Consider the following 13,044-nt stretch of genomic DNA (forward strand, 5'->3'; position numbering starts at 1 on the left):
TTCCTGTATTAGTGGTTCTAGCATCTTGAATTATTTTTATTAGATTATATTTGCCTGATAATTTTTTCATTATAATGGCAGCAAAGAAAATCGATCTGCTTGAAATCGTACAAAAAATCATCAATTTGGATTCTAAAATGAGATTTGCAGCAATAATTGATTCTAAAGGTAACATCAGAGAGGCAATTATGAAAACAGGAAAAACTAATCTCAAATCTCAAAAAGAAGAAGAGCATTTTTGCAAGCAGGTAGCACAAAGGCGTGCAATGAGAAGAGAGTTTGATAGGTCTCTTGGTAAGGTTCGTTACGTCCATGTTGAAAGAGAGAAAGTTTCCCAGATGGTAGTTTATGCCAAAAGAAATATCATTTATTTCACGATGGAGCCTGAAATGCCAATCAACACAAAGATTAGATTAATCACAAAAATCAAAAAACTCACTGTAGGTCTTTAAACAAATTTAGATATTCTAGATTTTATGTGACATGACTTTTCAAAAATATCTTGGGGACTCAAAGATGTTTGAATATGATAAATATTATAGAGATTGCCAACAATTTGATAAACCATTCATCAAAGCAAAAATCAATCCTCAACACGGAAATTATTTTGTTCAAATTGATTTGATGCCGTGCAATTACAAATTGACAAAAGATGACGAAGAAAAACTACAAGAAATGGTTAAACATGAAAATGAATTTTTAATGTCAACTTCTGAGCCTGAATTACAAGGATTTAGCATAACTTCTGAGTTGGCATGGTTTGATGGTGTTTCCACAAAAAATCTTGATTCTTTTTGTAACTCTCTTTATGATTTAACTCAAGATTCTTAAAATCTTATCAAGTTTTTTAATATTTTGTCTATAACTTTGAGTTCTTCTTTCCTTTCTTTGATTGTTGTTTCATTCCATTTTTTTGCAAACTCTGATGTTTGATCCATCTTTTCTAATTCTCTGATGTATTTTACAAGATGTATTTTGTAATCATGTAACAAATCCAAATATTTATTGTGGTTTTTCTCTGTTGGTGTTGGCATTTTTAGTCATCTGTAATATCTGGAAACATTTCTTTAATTCTTACCTTGTCTTTTTCCATGGCCTCTATTCTCTTTTCAAGATGATTTTTAATTATAGGATCTTCTTCATCTTTTTCTTCTTCTCTAATTGATTCTATTGTTTTTGTTAATGATTTGTAATATTTGATATGATTTTGTTTTGATTTTTCTGACTTGTCTTCTTCTTTTACGTCCACAAAATTGTCTATTTTTTGTAAAATAAGTATTTGATGATTTGATATTCCTATTTACTTACATTCATACAAATATTTTCTAAATTTTAAACAAATTTTCAAAATCGTCATATTCCTGCTTTTATTCCTGTATTTTGATGATTTTTTATGGTTGATATTAGATGCAATGAATGCGGTTTTGACTGCGATTATTCTGTAGATGGGGAAATGGAACAGGTAGTTTTTGCATACTGGAATCACATGGCAAAAGAGCACGGAATTGAGTATTCTCCTGAAACATTAGGCCGTTATGTTAAAAAGAGATTTTTGGCCCAAATTCCTTCATAATCAAATTCAGGCTTGAAGCAAAATTAAGTTTAAAAATAAATTTTGTAATGTAAAATATGACATTTCCATTGGATTCTGTAAAGTCCTGCCCTAAATGTGGATGTGAGTATTGTAAACTCAAAATTTGCCCTGCATGCGGTCATGATTTGCCTTGAATATTTTTACACTAATATTGAAATGAAAATTAATTCAATTATGAAAATTCTTGTAGATGAAAATCTAGATGGTATGGATGAGCGTCTTAAGGAACATGGTTATGATGCACTTAGTGTCAGAAAGTTAAACATGGCTGGAGAAAAACTAGGTTCTGATTTTTCAGTAATCCAGTATGCTAAAGAAAATAATTTAATCGTTGTAACAAAGGATAAGGAATATCGAAAAGCCAGTGAAGAAAATGATTTTCCACTGATTCTTCTTGATGATGAAGAAATACTAAAAGTGATTATTGAAAAATTAAAAAAATTTAATTGATATTTTTTGCATCTAGATGTGAAATCCTCAAATTTGCTAAAATTTCATTAAGAAATACATCTTCTGGCTGATGTGAGATATTTGTCATGATTGCTTGCCAACACTCATCAATTTTTCTATTGATTTGTGGAAACATTTTGTCTTTTCTAAATGTTGGATAAAATGATAACAATTTCATGATTCCATCCGTTGATTGAACAATCTGTATTAGGTGAATTACTGATCTTAATCTTTCGTGAAATGAAAAATTTTCTATTTTACTAATTTTATCAAAATTTTCTATTTCATCGTAAATTGTCTTTATTTCACCATGTAGATTTTTTAGTTGATTATTTACTGATTCATACAAATTCACTAGCTCATATTCGATATGGGCTCTACTGTGAACTCTTTTTTCAATATCTCCTGATTCAACCAATGCGCTGATTTCTCTATATACTGTTTTTTCATTCCCTACCTTTTCCATTACTCTTTTTGCTAATTCTGTGCCTCGAATCTTTCCATTTTCATTTAGAATTCTAATAATTTCAATTCTGATAATCTCTGAATTTTTATCCATTTTTTCTCCTATCTTTGATACTTTTCTATGACTTTGTCTTCACCCATCTCACTAATCTCTTTTGCCAGTTGTTCTAAGATTTCTATTCCTTTTTTGATTGGATCTTTTGGAATGTTTTTGTTCTCTAACTTTTGTTTGAGTACTAGTTTTTCGTTATTTACAAAACTGATTAAACTGACGTCTTTTCCCATATTTAGATTGATGAAAAAATCTACATATTCTGATGTACTGCCAATACCCATGCTGATCCTTTTTTCTTCTTGTATTTGTTTGAAACACTCTACTAGATTAAAATAATTACGAAACTATGTCTTTTCATGGATAAATGTGATAGACGAGTTCGTGCATATAAGAACGGAAAAACACTCGAAGAATGCAAAGAATTAGCTGAATCATTAAATCCTAATTTCAAAGAACATATTGAAAAAAATGAAAAATTACTCTGGACTGAAATTTTGGAACAAGTTGATCATGATGAATTGATTTACAAACTGACGCTAAAATATTTGCGACGTGACGGTTACGATATAGGAAATTGGAAACGTCCACATGTACAAAAATTCAATCACTGGTTTACGTAAATCAGATTTTACAACTTCCATCAGGATTGCTTAATTTTTTTGCCATGATGTATGGTGTAGCTAACAGTATGGGTATTGATACTGCAATTAATAATGTCTGTAATTGTGCTAATGCAAGAGATAATGCAATTCCACTTGCTGTTCCGATGAATAATGAGAAAAATGTCCCTGCACAAGTTGGGCATGCAATAAAAGCGCCTACAACTGCTCCAATTCCACTCATCCCACTACCTTGTTTTGAAAATGTGTATGCGCTAATTGCAATTGATGTGTTTAATGCAACTAGATATGAAACGATTACTTGAAGTACCAAGTTTATTGGAATTATCTGCAATCCTACATGTTCTGTAATGTAAATGATAATCTTTGGCATATATCCTAGTTCTCCGCAACATGGTGCGACAAATCCTGATGGAATCTCTGCACCGTAATGTATTGAAAAAGTAACTTCAGGTTGATACACTAATGTTCCTGACACCAGTGCAAAGAATATTCCATATCCTACAAAAGTCGCAACAAAGATCTTTCGTGATTTTGAATTCCAAGTTACTAGTGCAATTACTGTTGAAAGATTCTTCTCATTACTCTCTATCTTTCCTTTGTGATATCTGTACATTCCAAGCGCAATTGCTCCAAATGCTGCTAGCAATGCAATGTAAAATAGATATGCGATTCTCTGAATGGCTTCAATTGCACTTGGTGTTAGTAATTCTGAATCTTGGTACCTTGCATAAATGATGAACAGTAATGCTATCGCAACAAATCCTAAAACAATTAGTTTTTTGCCTTTACTAACTGAATTTGACTGGTCCATGATGTTGTGTTTTTGCCATGAGATTAAATTCTATCTTAACTCAATCTGGGCACAAAAATGTATATGATTGCAATTATTTCCAGTCTTCCAAATATCATCAAGAATCCCAAAACAATCTTTGTTGCAGGATCCGTATCTGAGTCAATTACCCCTGCAGATAATCCTCCTGTGGTGATCACTCCTGCAGCCTCAAAAAATGCATCTTGATAAGACACACCTTCCGTTTCTGCAAGATGCACTCCTGTGATTGCTGATATTACTGGAAACAATGCTAAAATGATTAATGTTGATGTTAACTCTTTTTTTGTTTGAGTTGAGAGTTCTTTTCTTTTTACACTGCTAAAAAACGATCTACAGTTTTTGAGGTGGAACAATCTGAAAATTTTCAGCCCTCCTGCTGTTGAAAATCCACATCCTCCAATAAACATCAGTGTTATCAAAATTGCATGTGCAAATCCACTTAGTCCTGCTAAACTTTGCAGTTGAAGTCCTGCAGTAGTACTTGCAGAAACAGAATAAAATGCACTTTCTAATGGTTCTAATCCACTTATTCCTATGAATAATACTGTGGCTCCTCCTAAAATTGCAAAGTATGTTAGAACTTCTTTTCCTAATTTTGGTGCAAGGAATTTCTTTCTTACAAATGCATAGTGGAATGTAAATGGTAATGCTCCTAGTATCATAGCTCCCATCAAAATTACTTCTTCTTGCCATCCTAGATTCTCAATAATTGTAGATGATGGGACAAATCCTCCTGTAGCAAGTGTACTCATTGCTAATGAAAAATCATCAAGTAGATTCTCTTGACCAAAGAAATACAACAACATTGCAACAATGATGATGTATACTGCAAAGATTACAGTAATTGTTGAGAATAATTCTTTCATGTGAAGTGTTCTTCCTGAAATAAAACCACGCATTGATTGTAATTTTGACTCTGGATAAAACGCAGTAATTACCAGATAAATGAAACTCATTCCTCCTACAAGTTGGGTATAACTACGATAGAATGTGAAACTTTGAGTTAATTCCTCTTCCGGTGTATCAAATAGGGATATTCCTCCTGTAGTAAATCCTGCTGCACTTGAAAAGAATGCGTTTCCAAATACCTCTACATTGGTTTCTTCGCTTGGGAACACATACAGATACGGGACCGTTCCAAAGAGCGATAGTAAAAACAAGCTTGAAAATACCAATATTGACGCCTGCTGCAGGTTCAGACTGGATTTCTCACCATACGAATTCAGAAAGAAACCTGTGACCAACAATAGAACTGTTGTAAGGTAAATTCCTGTAGCAGTTGTAGTGTCTTCTAAAATGGTTGCAACAATTGCGGGAACCAGTAACAAAACTCCTGCGAATTGCAAAACAAATCCTAGGTTCCCAAGTACTGCCTTTACTGGAGGACTAAGTAATCTGGGTTCTGACGCTGTTGCATCTCTTATGACATTTGCAATAGTTGTTTGGAAAATCATTCCGATAACTTGATTCTTTTTTGTTAATATTGGTAATTTTCTAATACTGTTATCTCTCATTTTATGTAATGCATCTTGTAATGTTGATTTTTCATTAATTGTGACAAGTGGTGTAGTCATGATGTCTTTTAGTTTAGTAGCTTCGGCATATACTGTAACATCGCTAACTTTACTTAGTATGTCTTCATCTGTAACAATTCCAACTGGTATTCTATTTTCATCTGTAACAATAATGTCGTCTGTTTCATAATGTTGCAGCATTCTCGTTGCTTCTCTTGTCAGTGTGTTTTGGCTTAGAATCAGAACATCTTTGTCCATGTATTCCGTTACTGATTTGTTTAACACATACGAAACTGCACGTTCTGGATTTGTTGACATTAAGCTACCCTTAGTTAGGGATTTTAAATAATTTGGGGTTACGCTCTAGCTTTGATCGTTTAAAAAAAATTTACCTCAGAAAGATGAATGATTTTGATCTCAACATTTTGCTATCTTTATAAGCACTGGGCGTGAAGTTTATGCGTAAATGGATATCAATCAAGCACAAGAGCCTGATTATGAATCAGTAAAAATTGATTATGTCGGATTTGTCGACCCTTATGCTGTTGAAGGTATGGTGATTCTCAAAGCTGACAACGGAAAAGAATTTCACATGAGAGCATTTTCTGGTGAAGTTGCAAAACACATCTCTAGTTTTGGTGATGAGAAAGGTGGTGAAACTGCTCCATCTATTTACAAAATGATTGAAGACATTTGTGAAGAAAATGAATTAGTTCTAGTCAAAGTCAAAATCTATGAAAGCGGTGAGGTTTTACGAGCAAATTTGTACTTTACAGGCAAAAAAGACCTTGTTTTGAGAAACTATCGTGCATCTGATGCCATGGCGCTTGCTGCATACTATAACATTCCAATATTGGTTAGAAAGACACTGCTAAAGGAAAGCATGGAAGCTGAGACCTGAAATTAGAACGGTTTTTCTCCTAGTATGATTGTGAATTATCATGAATGAACAAGAACAATTAATGGACAATCTGTTAAATGTGGATCTTGAAATTATTGATGTTGTAAGGGAACTTCATCAAGGAAACTGGGAATCTGATTCTCACAAAAAACAAGTTGGTGATTTACTACAAATCCGAGACGAGATGGTTCAAAAATTAACGGCGGCAGCTGGTGCTAATGCTCAATGTGATTGTGGTCATGATCATCATCACGAATAACTAGTTTTCAAAGAAATTATCTGGAAACATTTTCTTTATTCTGTTTAACTCTTCTTGATACTTTATGATTTTAGAATCTATTTCTGTAGTGTCTTGAACATTCTCTTTTTGTTTTTGTAATGATTTTATCTGGTTTGAAATAGTTCTATACATTATAGAATACTCTGGAAATTTTTCAGGCAATTCCACCATTAGCTAAATTAAATATTGTGCCTACTAATACTCGTTATGAAGATTGCAGTATTTTTTGTATTGTTAATTACCTTGAGTAGTGGGTTTGCTTTTGCTGAACCTGTCTCCACTAAAATTCCATCTGGAGAAAAAACCCATTATGTAGATGAACAAATTATGATTGTGGCTGATGTCTCAAATAATCAAGATGTTCCACAAAACTTTGCATATCTGACACAAGTAACAAATGATAAAGATGTTGTGATTTCATTATCATGGTTAACTGGTTCATTGTCTCCAAGACAATCATTTTCTCCAGCTCAATCATGGACTCCAGCTGAACCTGGAACTTTTCATATCCAAGTTTTTGTTTGGGAAAGCATTGACAACCCTGAAGCTCTGTCTCATCCCCTTGCAATGACTGTTAACGTTGAGAATAGAAGTACATAAAATTCTGCTTCATAATTCGGCAAACTCATCATCATTCAGTGATTAGCTTAGTTGTCGGTTAATCATCAGCAAATTGTATTGTTTGCTAATAGTATATTATTATTCATGTATCCGAACCTTTTTGATACCAGTACTTGTTTTCTAAACATGGTTAATTTTGAGAAACTCTACAAAAGAGTTGCATTACAAGTAATTGATAGATGTCATGGTGGAATTCGGATAAAAAAACGTGGAAAAATCATTCAAGTTTATGATCCAAAACGTCACATGTGGAGTGATGGATTAGTGGGATTGGTAATTAAAGAAGAGTGCAAGCTTGCAAATCTTCGAGATTGGGAGATTGCAAATGTTCGACGTCACATTATTGAGGAATTGCTCTCAAGACCTCAAGACTAGTATGTTACTTTTCTAATCAAATGGGGCTCTTTGAGCATAATTGTATCATCTTTTCTTGAGGATAATTCTACATGCCTGAGATTCAAATTTGTTATCACAATTAGTGCCTCACAACGAGTACACAGAATTGTCTTACCATCTGATCTTTCTTCTCTGATTATGTCTTGTTCTAGTCTATCTTCTTTTTCACATGTGGGACATAGTTTAGGTTCTTTTGCAATTGTGATTATCTCTTTGATAAAGATGGTTCTTCCCATGTGTCATGTTTTTGATTTGATCAAAAAAGAGTTTGTATTGTTAATTGGCATCAGCAATTCCATTTTGAGTGTCAAACCGTTTTAATCACTCAAAGTTAGAATGAATGGTATTCAGTATATTTCCAATCTAACCAATTAACAAAATCTAGTGAAATATTTTGAAAATATGTTTTTGTTTTCTGATCTATAGAACTAAAATTTTATAATATTTTTGGATCATTATTGTAATTTTTCATACTAAATGTTAAATAGTAAAATTTCCTATAATAATTGATGTCGTTAGTTACAAAATCTAACGAATAAACTGCGTGGCCCCGCAGAACGATAAAGGCCATCAAACGTTATGACGTTTGACCATGAGAGGGAATCTCTCACAGTTCTGCAATTTAGGGGGTTGCGCCTTTTTAATTTCCAAAAACTAATTGTTGCTCGAAAATTTTTCTATGTGACTATTTCATCTAATCTATCTTCTTCTTGTGCTCTTTTGATTTCCATGGCAATTCTTCTACCGACTCCAAATGTTTGTCCGTATTGGTATTTTGTATATGGACTAGTTGTTGCAACTATTGGATTTCCTGGAACTCGTAATGATACATCATATACGATTAATTCTAAATCTTTTGTGATTACACTTTGAAGTGAAAATGGTCCAATAATTCCTGGAGCATATTCTTTTTTGACTGCTTTTACAAACTTGTCTCCCATCTTTAGCACCTTTTCTAAGAGTGACTCTCTAATGCTTGCAGGTGTGTGGCCTACTTCGATATTCTGTAAATCTACATCAATGTCTAGTTGTTGTTTTGCAGGTAATGCATTGAAATCCATGAGGTTTGTTTGTAGTCTTCTCTCAATTCCAATAAAATCAACTTGGTCTGAAATTGGGGTGTGGAAGAAATTAAAGTTCATGTATGTTCCAATTGCCAGTTCTTCAATGCTTGCTTTTTCTAGGTCTTTTCTTGCAATTACTCCTTGCTTTATTTTTTCTTCAGATTTTGTAACGTAGTCTTTGTAAGATGATACTGTGAAAAATGCTCTTTCAAGTGGTCTGTTCTTTTCTTGTACTTTAACAATGCAAGGTTTGTTGATTCTTTTCGGATCCTTGAATAATTTTGGATATTTTATTCTGGCTTTTTCTAAGAGATAGTACTGTCCTTTCTTTGCAGTTCTTTCTTCTGCTTGGAATAATTTTCTGTTTCCAAAGATTGGTACTTTGAAGGAATTTTCAATTGTCTTGTATCCTAGATATACTGTAAGGGAACGATGTGGAACAATAATTGTATTTGAATCTCGTAATTCTTTTTGGATTTTTGCTGATGCCATCTCTTTGAATTTGTCTAATACTGTAATTTCATCTGCAATTCGATTAAATCTCTGATATGGTCCCTCTCTGCCTTTTTGACAAAAGACTCTGGTCTGAAAGTCCTCATCTTTTGCACCATCCATAATCTCCAGTGCCGAGTGGCTTCCAAGAACGCCTATTTTTACATCTGAGTATTCATTAACAATTTTCTTGATCTCAGAACTCTTAATCACATAATGCCTTGAAACTAGGATCTAATATAGCTAATTTTCAATTTTTAGGATCGGATAAAATCACAAGATTTTTCTGAAATCAGTGTTTTTTCATAATCGTGCTGTATAGTTTTGAATTACAGATGGCTGGGGTAATACTGCTGACTGCTATGGCAGTTGGGGGAATCCGTCTTTGGCTAAAACGACGAAAAGAAAGAAAGGAGTTTGAAGCATCTTTCAAAAATGATGAGCCTTCTATCTAGTGCTAAGAGACTAGTCCCATCTAATACATAAAATACTCTGAATTCTAATCTCAATCATTGAAACTAATAATTGGAATCACTGGAAGCACTGGAGTAATCTATGGAATTCGAATGCTTGAGACTTTAAAAAAACTAAACATAGAGACTCACCTGATAATGTCTGAATGGGGTGCAAAATGTATTCCAATGGAAACTGAATATGCTGTTGATTATGTAAAATCTCTTGCAACTGAAGTTTCTGATGAAAAAAACATGGCAGCAAGTGTTTCTAGTGGTACTCATCGAATTGATGGAATGATAGTTGCACCATGTAGTATGAAGACCTTGGCTGCAATTGCAAACGGATATGATGACACTCTAGTTGCACGTGCAGCAGGAGTTACAATCAAAGAATCTAGAAAACTAATTTTAATGGTACGGGAAACTCCTCTTTCTGCAATTCATTTAGAAAATATGTTAAAACTTTCAAGATTAGGTATTGTGATTTTGCCACCCGTAACTGAATTTTACACCAAACCCCAATCCATTGATGACATTGTAAATCATGGTGTAGGAAAATGCTTGGACCAGTTTGATATTGAACATAATTTATACCCTAGATGGGGTACTGACTAAATTACAATTGCCACAATTCTCTTTTGAAAAAACTAGCACTGCTAGTAGAAGTAATGTTTACAAAATTTTTTCAGATTATGAAAACTATCAAAAAACATCTCCTGAATTTTTTCCATCTGTCCGAATTCGCTCTGTTAGAGATAATGTCGCAGTAGTTGAAGAGCATCTGAATTTGGGAGATGACGAACTGGTAATAATGGCAAAACATGTTACTGATGAACCCGTATTACACGATGTTTTTGTAATTGGGGGTGATGCAAAGGGCACTCACATACAAGAACAATTCATCGAGATGTCTAACGGAACAAAAATTCTAGTTAATGTTGATTTAAAATTAAAAGGCAAAATGAAAATTGGTAGTATGTTTTCTAAAAATCGATACCAGCAGAATTATGAGAAAATTATAGATAATTTTGTAAAAATTGCTGAAAATCTAGTCTGATTTTGCTTCTTTATCTTTGAAATCTTTAAGTTCTTTTTCGCCTTCGATCTTGCCTTTCTCAAATTCCCCTTTGGCCTTACCAAAGGTTTTTGCTAATTCTGGAATTTTCTTGGCACCAAAGATCAATACTACAGCAATAATGATTATGAATATCCATTCTTGACCTGCAATGAAATTGGCTAAATTCATTCCAAACATTTCTGAGTCTCTTTATCTAAATTCGGATTTAAGTGTTCAACTTTTTTCGTTCTTTACGCTCAATGAGTACCATGCCTGTAACATACAATGCTATCATTGGTCCTGCGATAAACCACATAGTTACGCCACTTCCATCAGGGGTGATTACTGCACCAAAGATCACAATTATGACAATTGCATATCTGATATTTTTTCTCCAAAAATCGGCATCAACCATTCCTGATGCAGAAATTGCATACATTACAAGTGGAAGCTGAAATGAAAATCCAAACGCTAACAAAAATTGTAATACAAAAGTAACAAATTCTATTACATTAAGAAATGTAACTAATCCTGCAGACTCACCATATCTGTACAAGAATTCTAAAATGTATGGGATTACTAGATTGTAAGAAAACGCACATCCTGTAATGAATAACCCTAATGCAGGAATTGTAATACTCCTGCTAACATTAATCTCATTTTCTTTAAGAGCTGGTTTGATGAATCCCACTAATTCTTTGATGATTATTGGCATCCCAACTACAATTCCTACAAGTGCGGCAATGTACACTTGTGCAAAGAATGCTTGACCAGGAGCTGTTTGAATTAATTGCACGTCATCAGGTACAAGATTTACTTTCATGTGATTGGTGATTTGTGCAGCAATGTTGTTTAGTGGTTCAGGTGTTGGATAGTATAATGTGGTTTGACCTAACTGAACTGGTTCAGCATGAAATGTTAGAATAAATGCTGTAATAACTCCAATCACTAAGACAATTCTAAGTAATCTTTTTCTTAATTCTTCAAAATGTTGGTTGATACCATCCAACTCTGACATCGGTTCTCATTGCGCTTTAAGCTATATCTATTTGCCGGGAATTGGCAATAGTTTTGCTTCAGGCAATCCCTCTTCTTTGAGTTGTTCTATGGAGACTCCATCAAATTCTAATGAAATTATGGCCTTTGTGTTGAATTTAGATTCCATCTCTTTTGCTAAATTTGCAAGATCTTTGCTTGAATAGATTTCCTGTGAATCCTTTAAGAAAATCCTTTCTCCTTTCTCCATCTCTTTACCTCCAAACTTTCCTTGAAGGAAACTGGTAATTGATGGAAGTTCTTTTCTATCTATATTATTGTGAAAATAACAAACTCCTTTAACTGACTCATAGTCAAATGCTGTTCCATTTCTATACATGAAGACTCCGATAAAATGTGCTTCATCTTCTGGTTCTCTGACACATTTTATCTCCCAATTTAACAAATTTTTTTCATTATAGCTAAAACCTTCCATCTCATCTGCTGTGATTTTCCAATATCTTGATCTTACCATGATAATTCTTTCAAATCAATCTGATATAAATTCCAATATTGCCTGCTTGTGGCTATGCCTGATTGCAGGATCTCATATGCCTCTTTTTATACAAATACCAAGCATCCTGAATGTTGGGAGATCGAATTACTGTTGTATTGAAAACTGAACATACTGAAAAACTCCGAAACATTCAAGTCAAGATGATAAGAAACTCTACAAAATCAATCAGTTTCTCACATGTTTTGAATTTGGTTCTAAGTGAAGGATTAAAAAAATACAAAGTGTAAACACAACAATGTAATTGTTCATTTACTATCGTTAATTTCAATTACACATGACAGAACAAAAAAACCTTTTTTATCCAATTACGATTAATGATTATCCAAAACTTTTTGATTATGTTCTTACTGCTAATGGTCTAGTTTACTTTCAATCTCTGAAAAGAAAATATGTCTTAGGAAAAGCAATGACTCAAGATGAATACAATAAACTTCGATTACTGTATGTTTATTATGCTACTGCAAACAGAAACCCATCTGAGGTATTTGCGTGGCAAGATCTATGTGTAACACTTGATAACAAAGGAATTATTGAAAAAGAAATGTTTCAATCAAAAGAAGATTTGAAAAATAAACAACTCATTATTGAAAATCCCAATTATGTTTCAGGACTTTATAGAAAATACACAGAATTTGTAAAAGATAATGTGAAATTTAAGTAACCGATTCTGGGCTGGGTATATCTGCACAACAC

25 protein-coding genes are annotated in these 13,044 nt (G+C 33.2%); 13 read left to right on the forward strand and 12 right to left on the reverse strand.

What is annotated here, in order from left to right:
• The first annotated feature begins 74 nt into the window (after positions 1 to 74).
• Together ACQY2P_RS02415 and ACQY2P_RS02420 are read left to right on the forward strand one after the other, a co-directional pair.
• Positions 75 to 452 carry a DUF6659 family protein gene (locus ACQY2P_RS02415; RefSeq protein ID WP_428326823.1) on the forward strand — a complete coding sequence of 126 codons (378 nt, stop codon included), beginning with the start codon at positions 75 to 77 and terminating at the stop codon, positions 450 to 452.
• A gap of 31 nt (positions 453 to 483) precedes the next feature.
• Positions 484 to 831 (forward strand): hypothetical protein, encoded by a 348-nt coding sequence (locus ACQY2P_RS02420; protein ID WP_428326824.1) that lies wholly within the window; start codon positions 484 to 486, stop codon positions 829 to 831.
• On the opposite strand, the gene ACQY2P_RS02425 is transcribed toward ACQY2P_RS02420, so the two are convergent.
• The gene (locus ACQY2P_RS02425) at positions 828 to 1,034 is read right to left on the reverse strand and encodes a hypothetical protein (protein WP_428326825.1); all 207 of its coding nucleotides are present in this window, start codon (positions 1,032 to 1,034) and stop codon (positions 828 to 830) included. The two genes, ACQY2P_RS02420 and ACQY2P_RS02425, sit on opposite strands and share 4 nt — an antisense overlap.
• Positions 1,035 to 1,036: 2 nt before the next feature.
• The gene (locus ACQY2P_RS02430) at positions 1,037 to 1,249 is read right to left on the reverse strand and encodes a hypothetical protein (protein ID WP_428326826.1); all 213 of its coding nucleotides are present in this window, start codon (positions 1,247 to 1,249) and stop codon (positions 1,037 to 1,039) included.
• A gap of 144 nt (positions 1,250 to 1,393) precedes the next feature.
• Here ACQY2P_RS02430 and ACQY2P_RS02435 point away from each other — a divergent pair, with 144 nt between their 5' ends.
• Both ACQY2P_RS02435 and ACQY2P_RS02440 read left to right on the forward strand, forming a co-directional pair.
• Positions 1,394 to 1,573 (forward strand): DUF1059 domain-containing protein, encoded by a 180-nt coding sequence (locus tag ACQY2P_RS02435; RefSeq protein ID WP_428326827.1) that lies wholly within the window; start codon positions 1,394 to 1,396, stop codon positions 1,571 to 1,573.
• 195 nt (positions 1,574 to 1,768) lie between these two features.
• Positions 1,769 to 2,044, forward strand: coding sequence for a DUF5615 family PIN-like protein (locus ACQY2P_RS02440; RefSeq protein ID WP_428326828.1), 276 nt, complete (start codon positions 1,769 to 1,771; stop codon positions 2,042 to 2,044).
• Here the strand turns inward: ACQY2P_RS02440 and ACQY2P_RS02445 are convergent.
• Complete coding sequence (locus ACQY2P_RS02445) at positions 2,037 to 2,603, reverse strand: hypothetical protein (protein WP_428326829.1); 567 nt, start codon at positions 2,601 to 2,603, stop codon at positions 2,037 to 2,039. The two genes, ACQY2P_RS02440 and ACQY2P_RS02445, sit on opposite strands and share 8 nt — an antisense overlap.
• A gap of 8 nt (positions 2,604 to 2,611) precedes the next feature.
• Complete coding sequence (locus ACQY2P_RS02450) at positions 2,612 to 2,845, reverse strand: hypothetical protein (RefSeq protein ID WP_428326830.1); 234 nt, start codon at positions 2,843 to 2,845, stop codon at positions 2,612 to 2,614.
• A 75-nt stretch (positions 2,846 to 2,920) separates the two neighbouring features.
• Here ACQY2P_RS02450 and ACQY2P_RS02455 point away from each other — a divergent pair, with 75 nt between their 5' ends.
• On the forward strand, positions 2,921 to 3,184 hold the full coding sequence (locus ACQY2P_RS02455; protein WP_428326831.1) for a hypothetical protein: 264 nt from the start codon (positions 2,921 to 2,923) through the stop codon (positions 3,182 to 3,184).
• 1 nt (position 3,185) lies between these two features.
• On the opposite strand, the gene ACQY2P_RS02460 is transcribed toward ACQY2P_RS02455, so the two are convergent.
• A complete protein-coding gene (locus ACQY2P_RS02460) occupies positions 3,186 to 3,998 on the reverse strand; it encodes a hypothetical protein (RefSeq protein ID WP_428326832.1) in 813 nt (270 codons plus the stop codon).
• A 35-nt stretch (positions 3,999 to 4,033) separates the two neighbouring features.
• A complete protein-coding gene (locus tag ACQY2P_RS02465; RefSeq protein WP_428326833.1) occupies positions 4,034 to 5,851 on the reverse strand; it encodes a potassium transporter TrkG in 1,818 nt (605 codons plus the stop codon).
• 148 nt (positions 5,852 to 5,999) lie between these two features.
• Between ACQY2P_RS02465 and ACQY2P_RS02470 the strand changes: the two genes are divergently transcribed.
• Together ACQY2P_RS02470 and ACQY2P_RS02475 are read left to right on the forward strand one after the other, a co-directional pair.
• Entirely contained in the window at positions 6,000 to 6,434 is a 435-nt protein-coding gene (locus ACQY2P_RS02470; protein ID WP_428326834.1) for a bifunctional nuclease family protein, read from the forward strand.
• Between the two features lie 40 nt (positions 6,435 to 6,474).
• On the forward strand, positions 6,475 to 6,693 hold the full coding sequence (locus ACQY2P_RS02475; RefSeq protein ID WP_428326835.1) for a hypothetical protein: 219 nt from the start codon (positions 6,475 to 6,477) through the stop codon (positions 6,691 to 6,693).
• On the opposite strand, the gene ACQY2P_RS02480 is transcribed toward ACQY2P_RS02475, so the two are convergent.
• Entirely contained in the window at positions 6,694 to 6,885 is a 192-nt protein-coding gene (locus ACQY2P_RS02480; RefSeq protein ID WP_428326836.1) for a hypothetical protein, read from the reverse strand.
• Between the two features lie 36 nt (positions 6,886 to 6,921).
• Between ACQY2P_RS02480 and ACQY2P_RS02485 the strand changes: the two genes are divergently transcribed.
• Positions 6,922 to 7,314: a hypothetical protein gene (locus tag ACQY2P_RS02485; RefSeq protein WP_428326837.1), complete on the forward strand. Its 393-nt coding sequence runs from the start codon at positions 6,922 to 6,924 to the stop codon at positions 7,312 to 7,314.
• Positions 7,315 to 7,461: 147 nt separating this feature from the next.
• Entirely contained in the window at positions 7,462 to 7,710 is a 249-nt protein-coding gene (locus tag ACQY2P_RS02490) for a hypothetical protein (protein ID WP_428326838.1), read from the forward strand.
• Here ACQY2P_RS02490 and ACQY2P_RS02495 read toward each other — a convergent pair.
• Both ACQY2P_RS02495 and ACQY2P_RS02500 read right to left on the reverse strand, forming a co-directional pair.
• Entirely contained in the window at positions 7,707 to 7,967 is a 261-nt protein-coding gene (locus ACQY2P_RS02495) for a hypothetical protein (RefSeq protein WP_428326839.1), read from the reverse strand. The two genes, ACQY2P_RS02490 and ACQY2P_RS02495, sit on opposite strands and share 4 nt — an antisense overlap.
• A gap of 441 nt (positions 7,968 to 8,408) precedes the next feature.
• Positions 8,409 to 9,500, reverse strand: coding sequence for a formate--phosphoribosylaminoimidazolecarboxamide ligase family protein (locus tag ACQY2P_RS02500; protein ID WP_428326840.1), 1,092 nt, complete (start codon positions 9,498 to 9,500; stop codon positions 8,409 to 8,411).
• Positions 9,501 to 9,799: 299 nt separating this feature from the next.
• On the opposite strand from ACQY2P_RS02500, the gene ACQY2P_RS02505 reads away from it, so the two are divergent.
• Positions 9,800 to 10,357 (forward strand): UbiX family flavin prenyltransferase, encoded by a 558-nt coding sequence (locus ACQY2P_RS02505; RefSeq protein ID WP_428326841.1) that lies wholly within the window; start codon positions 9,800 to 9,802, stop codon positions 10,355 to 10,357.
• Positions 10,358 to 10,364: 7 nt separating this feature from the next.
• Positions 10,365 to 10,799: an SRPBCC family protein gene (locus ACQY2P_RS02510; protein ID WP_428326842.1), complete on the forward strand. Its 435-nt coding sequence runs from the start codon at positions 10,365 to 10,367 to the stop codon at positions 10,797 to 10,799.
• Here ACQY2P_RS02510 and ACQY2P_RS02515 read toward each other — a convergent pair.
• Genes ACQY2P_RS02515 through ACQY2P_RS02525 form a run of 3 tightly spaced genes read right to left on the reverse strand, consistent with a single transcriptional unit; the run spans position 10,791 to position 12,309 of the window.
• On the reverse strand, positions 10,791 to 10,997 hold the full coding sequence (locus tag ACQY2P_RS02515) for a Sec-independent protein translocase subunit TatA/TatB (RefSeq protein WP_048069161.1): 207 nt from the start codon (positions 10,995 to 10,997) through the stop codon (positions 10,791 to 10,793). The genes ACQY2P_RS02510 and ACQY2P_RS02515 overlap by 9 nt on opposite strands.
• Before the next feature lie 28 nt (positions 10,998 to 11,025).
• Positions 11,026 to 11,817: a twin-arginine translocase subunit TatC gene (gene tatC, locus ACQY2P_RS02520; RefSeq protein WP_428326843.1), complete on the reverse strand. Its 792-nt coding sequence runs from the start codon at positions 11,815 to 11,817 to the stop codon at positions 11,026 to 11,028.
• 27 nt (positions 11,818 to 11,844) lie between these two features.
• Entirely contained in the window at positions 11,845 to 12,309 is a 465-nt protein-coding gene (locus ACQY2P_RS02525; protein ID WP_428326844.1) for a hypothetical protein, read from the reverse strand.
• Positions 12,310 to 12,419: 110 nt separating this feature from the next.
• Between ACQY2P_RS02525 and ACQY2P_RS02530 the strand changes: the two genes are divergently transcribed.
• On the forward strand, positions 12,420 to 12,578 hold the full coding sequence (locus tag ACQY2P_RS02530) for a hypothetical protein (protein ID WP_428326845.1): 159 nt from the start codon (positions 12,420 to 12,422) through the stop codon (positions 12,576 to 12,578).
• Between the two features lie 47 nt (positions 12,579 to 12,625).
• Entirely contained in the window at positions 12,626 to 13,012 is a 387-nt protein-coding gene (locus ACQY2P_RS02535) for a hypothetical protein (RefSeq protein ID WP_428326846.1), read from the forward strand.
• The last annotated feature ends 32 nt before the right edge of the window (positions 13,013 to 13,044 follow it).

The sequence above is a fragment of the Candidatus Nitrosopumilus sp. genome (genome assembly GCF_965262695.1).
GTDB lineage: Archaea > Thermoproteota > Nitrososphaeria > Nitrososphaerales > Nitrosopumilaceae > Nitrosopumilus.

Coding starts and splice junctions, on each gene's coding strand:
- ACQY2P_RS02425 (WP_428326825.1), bottom strand. CDS start 1,034: ATGCCAACACCAACAGAGAAAAACCACAATAAATATTTGGATTTGTTA.
- ACQY2P_RS02440 (WP_428326828.1), top strand. CDS start 1,769: ATGAAAATTCTTGTAGATGAAAATCTAGATGGTATGGATGAGCGTCTT.
- ACQY2P_RS02455 (WP_428326831.1), top strand. CDS start 2,921: ATGGATAAATGTGATAGACGAGTTCGTGCATATAAGAACGGAAAAACA.
- ACQY2P_RS02525 (WP_428326844.1), bottom strand. CDS start 12,309: ATGGTAAGATCAAGATATTGGAAAATCACAGCAGATGAGATGGAAGGT.
- ACQY2P_RS02535 (WP_428326846.1), top strand. CDS start 12,626: ATGACAGAACAAAAAAACCTTTTTTATCCAATTACGATTAATGATTAT.
- ACQY2P_RS02450 (WP_428326830.1), bottom strand. CDS start 2,845: ATGGGTATTGGCAGTACATCAGAATATGTAGATTTTTTCATCAATCTA.
- ACQY2P_RS02470 (WP_428326834.1), top strand. CDS start 6,000: ATGGATATCAATCAAGCACAAGAGCCTGATTATGAATCAGTAAAAATT.
- ACQY2P_RS02460 (WP_428326832.1), bottom strand. CDS start 3,998: ATGGACCAGTCAAATTCAGTTAGTAAAGGCAAAAAACTAATTGTTTTA.
- ACQY2P_RS02465 (WP_428326833.1), bottom strand. CDS start 5,851: ATGTCAACAAATCCAGAACGTGCAGTTTCGTATGTGTTAAACAAATCA.
- ACQY2P_RS02475 (WP_428326835.1), top strand. CDS start 6,475: ATGAATGAACAAGAACAATTAATGGACAATCTGTTAAATGTGGATCTT.
- ACQY2P_RS02485 (WP_428326837.1), top strand. CDS start 6,922: ATGAAGATTGCAGTATTTTTTGTATTGTTAATTACCTTGAGTAGTGGG.
- ACQY2P_RS02445 (WP_428326829.1), bottom strand. CDS start 2,603: ATGGATAAAAATTCAGAGATTATCAGAATTGAAATTATTAGAATTCTA.
- ACQY2P_RS02435 (WP_428326827.1), top strand. CDS start 1,394: ATGGTTGATATTAGATGCAATGAATGCGGTTTTGACTGCGATTATTCT.
- ACQY2P_RS02490 (WP_428326838.1), top strand. CDS start 7,462: ATGGTTAATTTTGAGAAACTCTACAAAAGAGTTGCATTACAAGTAATT.
- ACQY2P_RS02480 (WP_428326836.1), bottom strand. CDS start 6,885: ATGGTGGAATTGCCTGAAAAATTTCCAGAGTATTCTATAATGTATAGA.
- ACQY2P_RS02530 (WP_428326845.1), top strand. CDS start 12,420: ATGTTGGGAGATCGAATTACTGTTGTATTGAAAACTGAACATACTGAA.
- ACQY2P_RS02515 (WP_048069161.1), bottom strand. CDS start 10,997: ATGTTTGGAATGAATTTAGCCAATTTCATTGCAGGTCAAGAATGGATA.
- ACQY2P_RS02495 (WP_428326839.1), bottom strand. CDS start 7,967: ATGGGAAGAACCATCTTTATCAAAGAGATAATCACAATTGCAAAAGAA.
- ACQY2P_RS02420 (WP_428326824.1), top strand. CDS start 484: ATGACTTTTCAAAAATATCTTGGGGACTCAAAGATGTTTGAATATGAT.
- ACQY2P_RS02415 (WP_428326823.1), top strand. CDS start 75: ATGGCAGCAAAGAAAATCGATCTGCTTGAAATCGTACAAAAAATCATC.
- tatC (WP_428326843.1), bottom strand. CDS start 11,817: ATGTCAGAGTTGGATGGTATCAACCAACATTTTGAAGAATTAAGAAAA.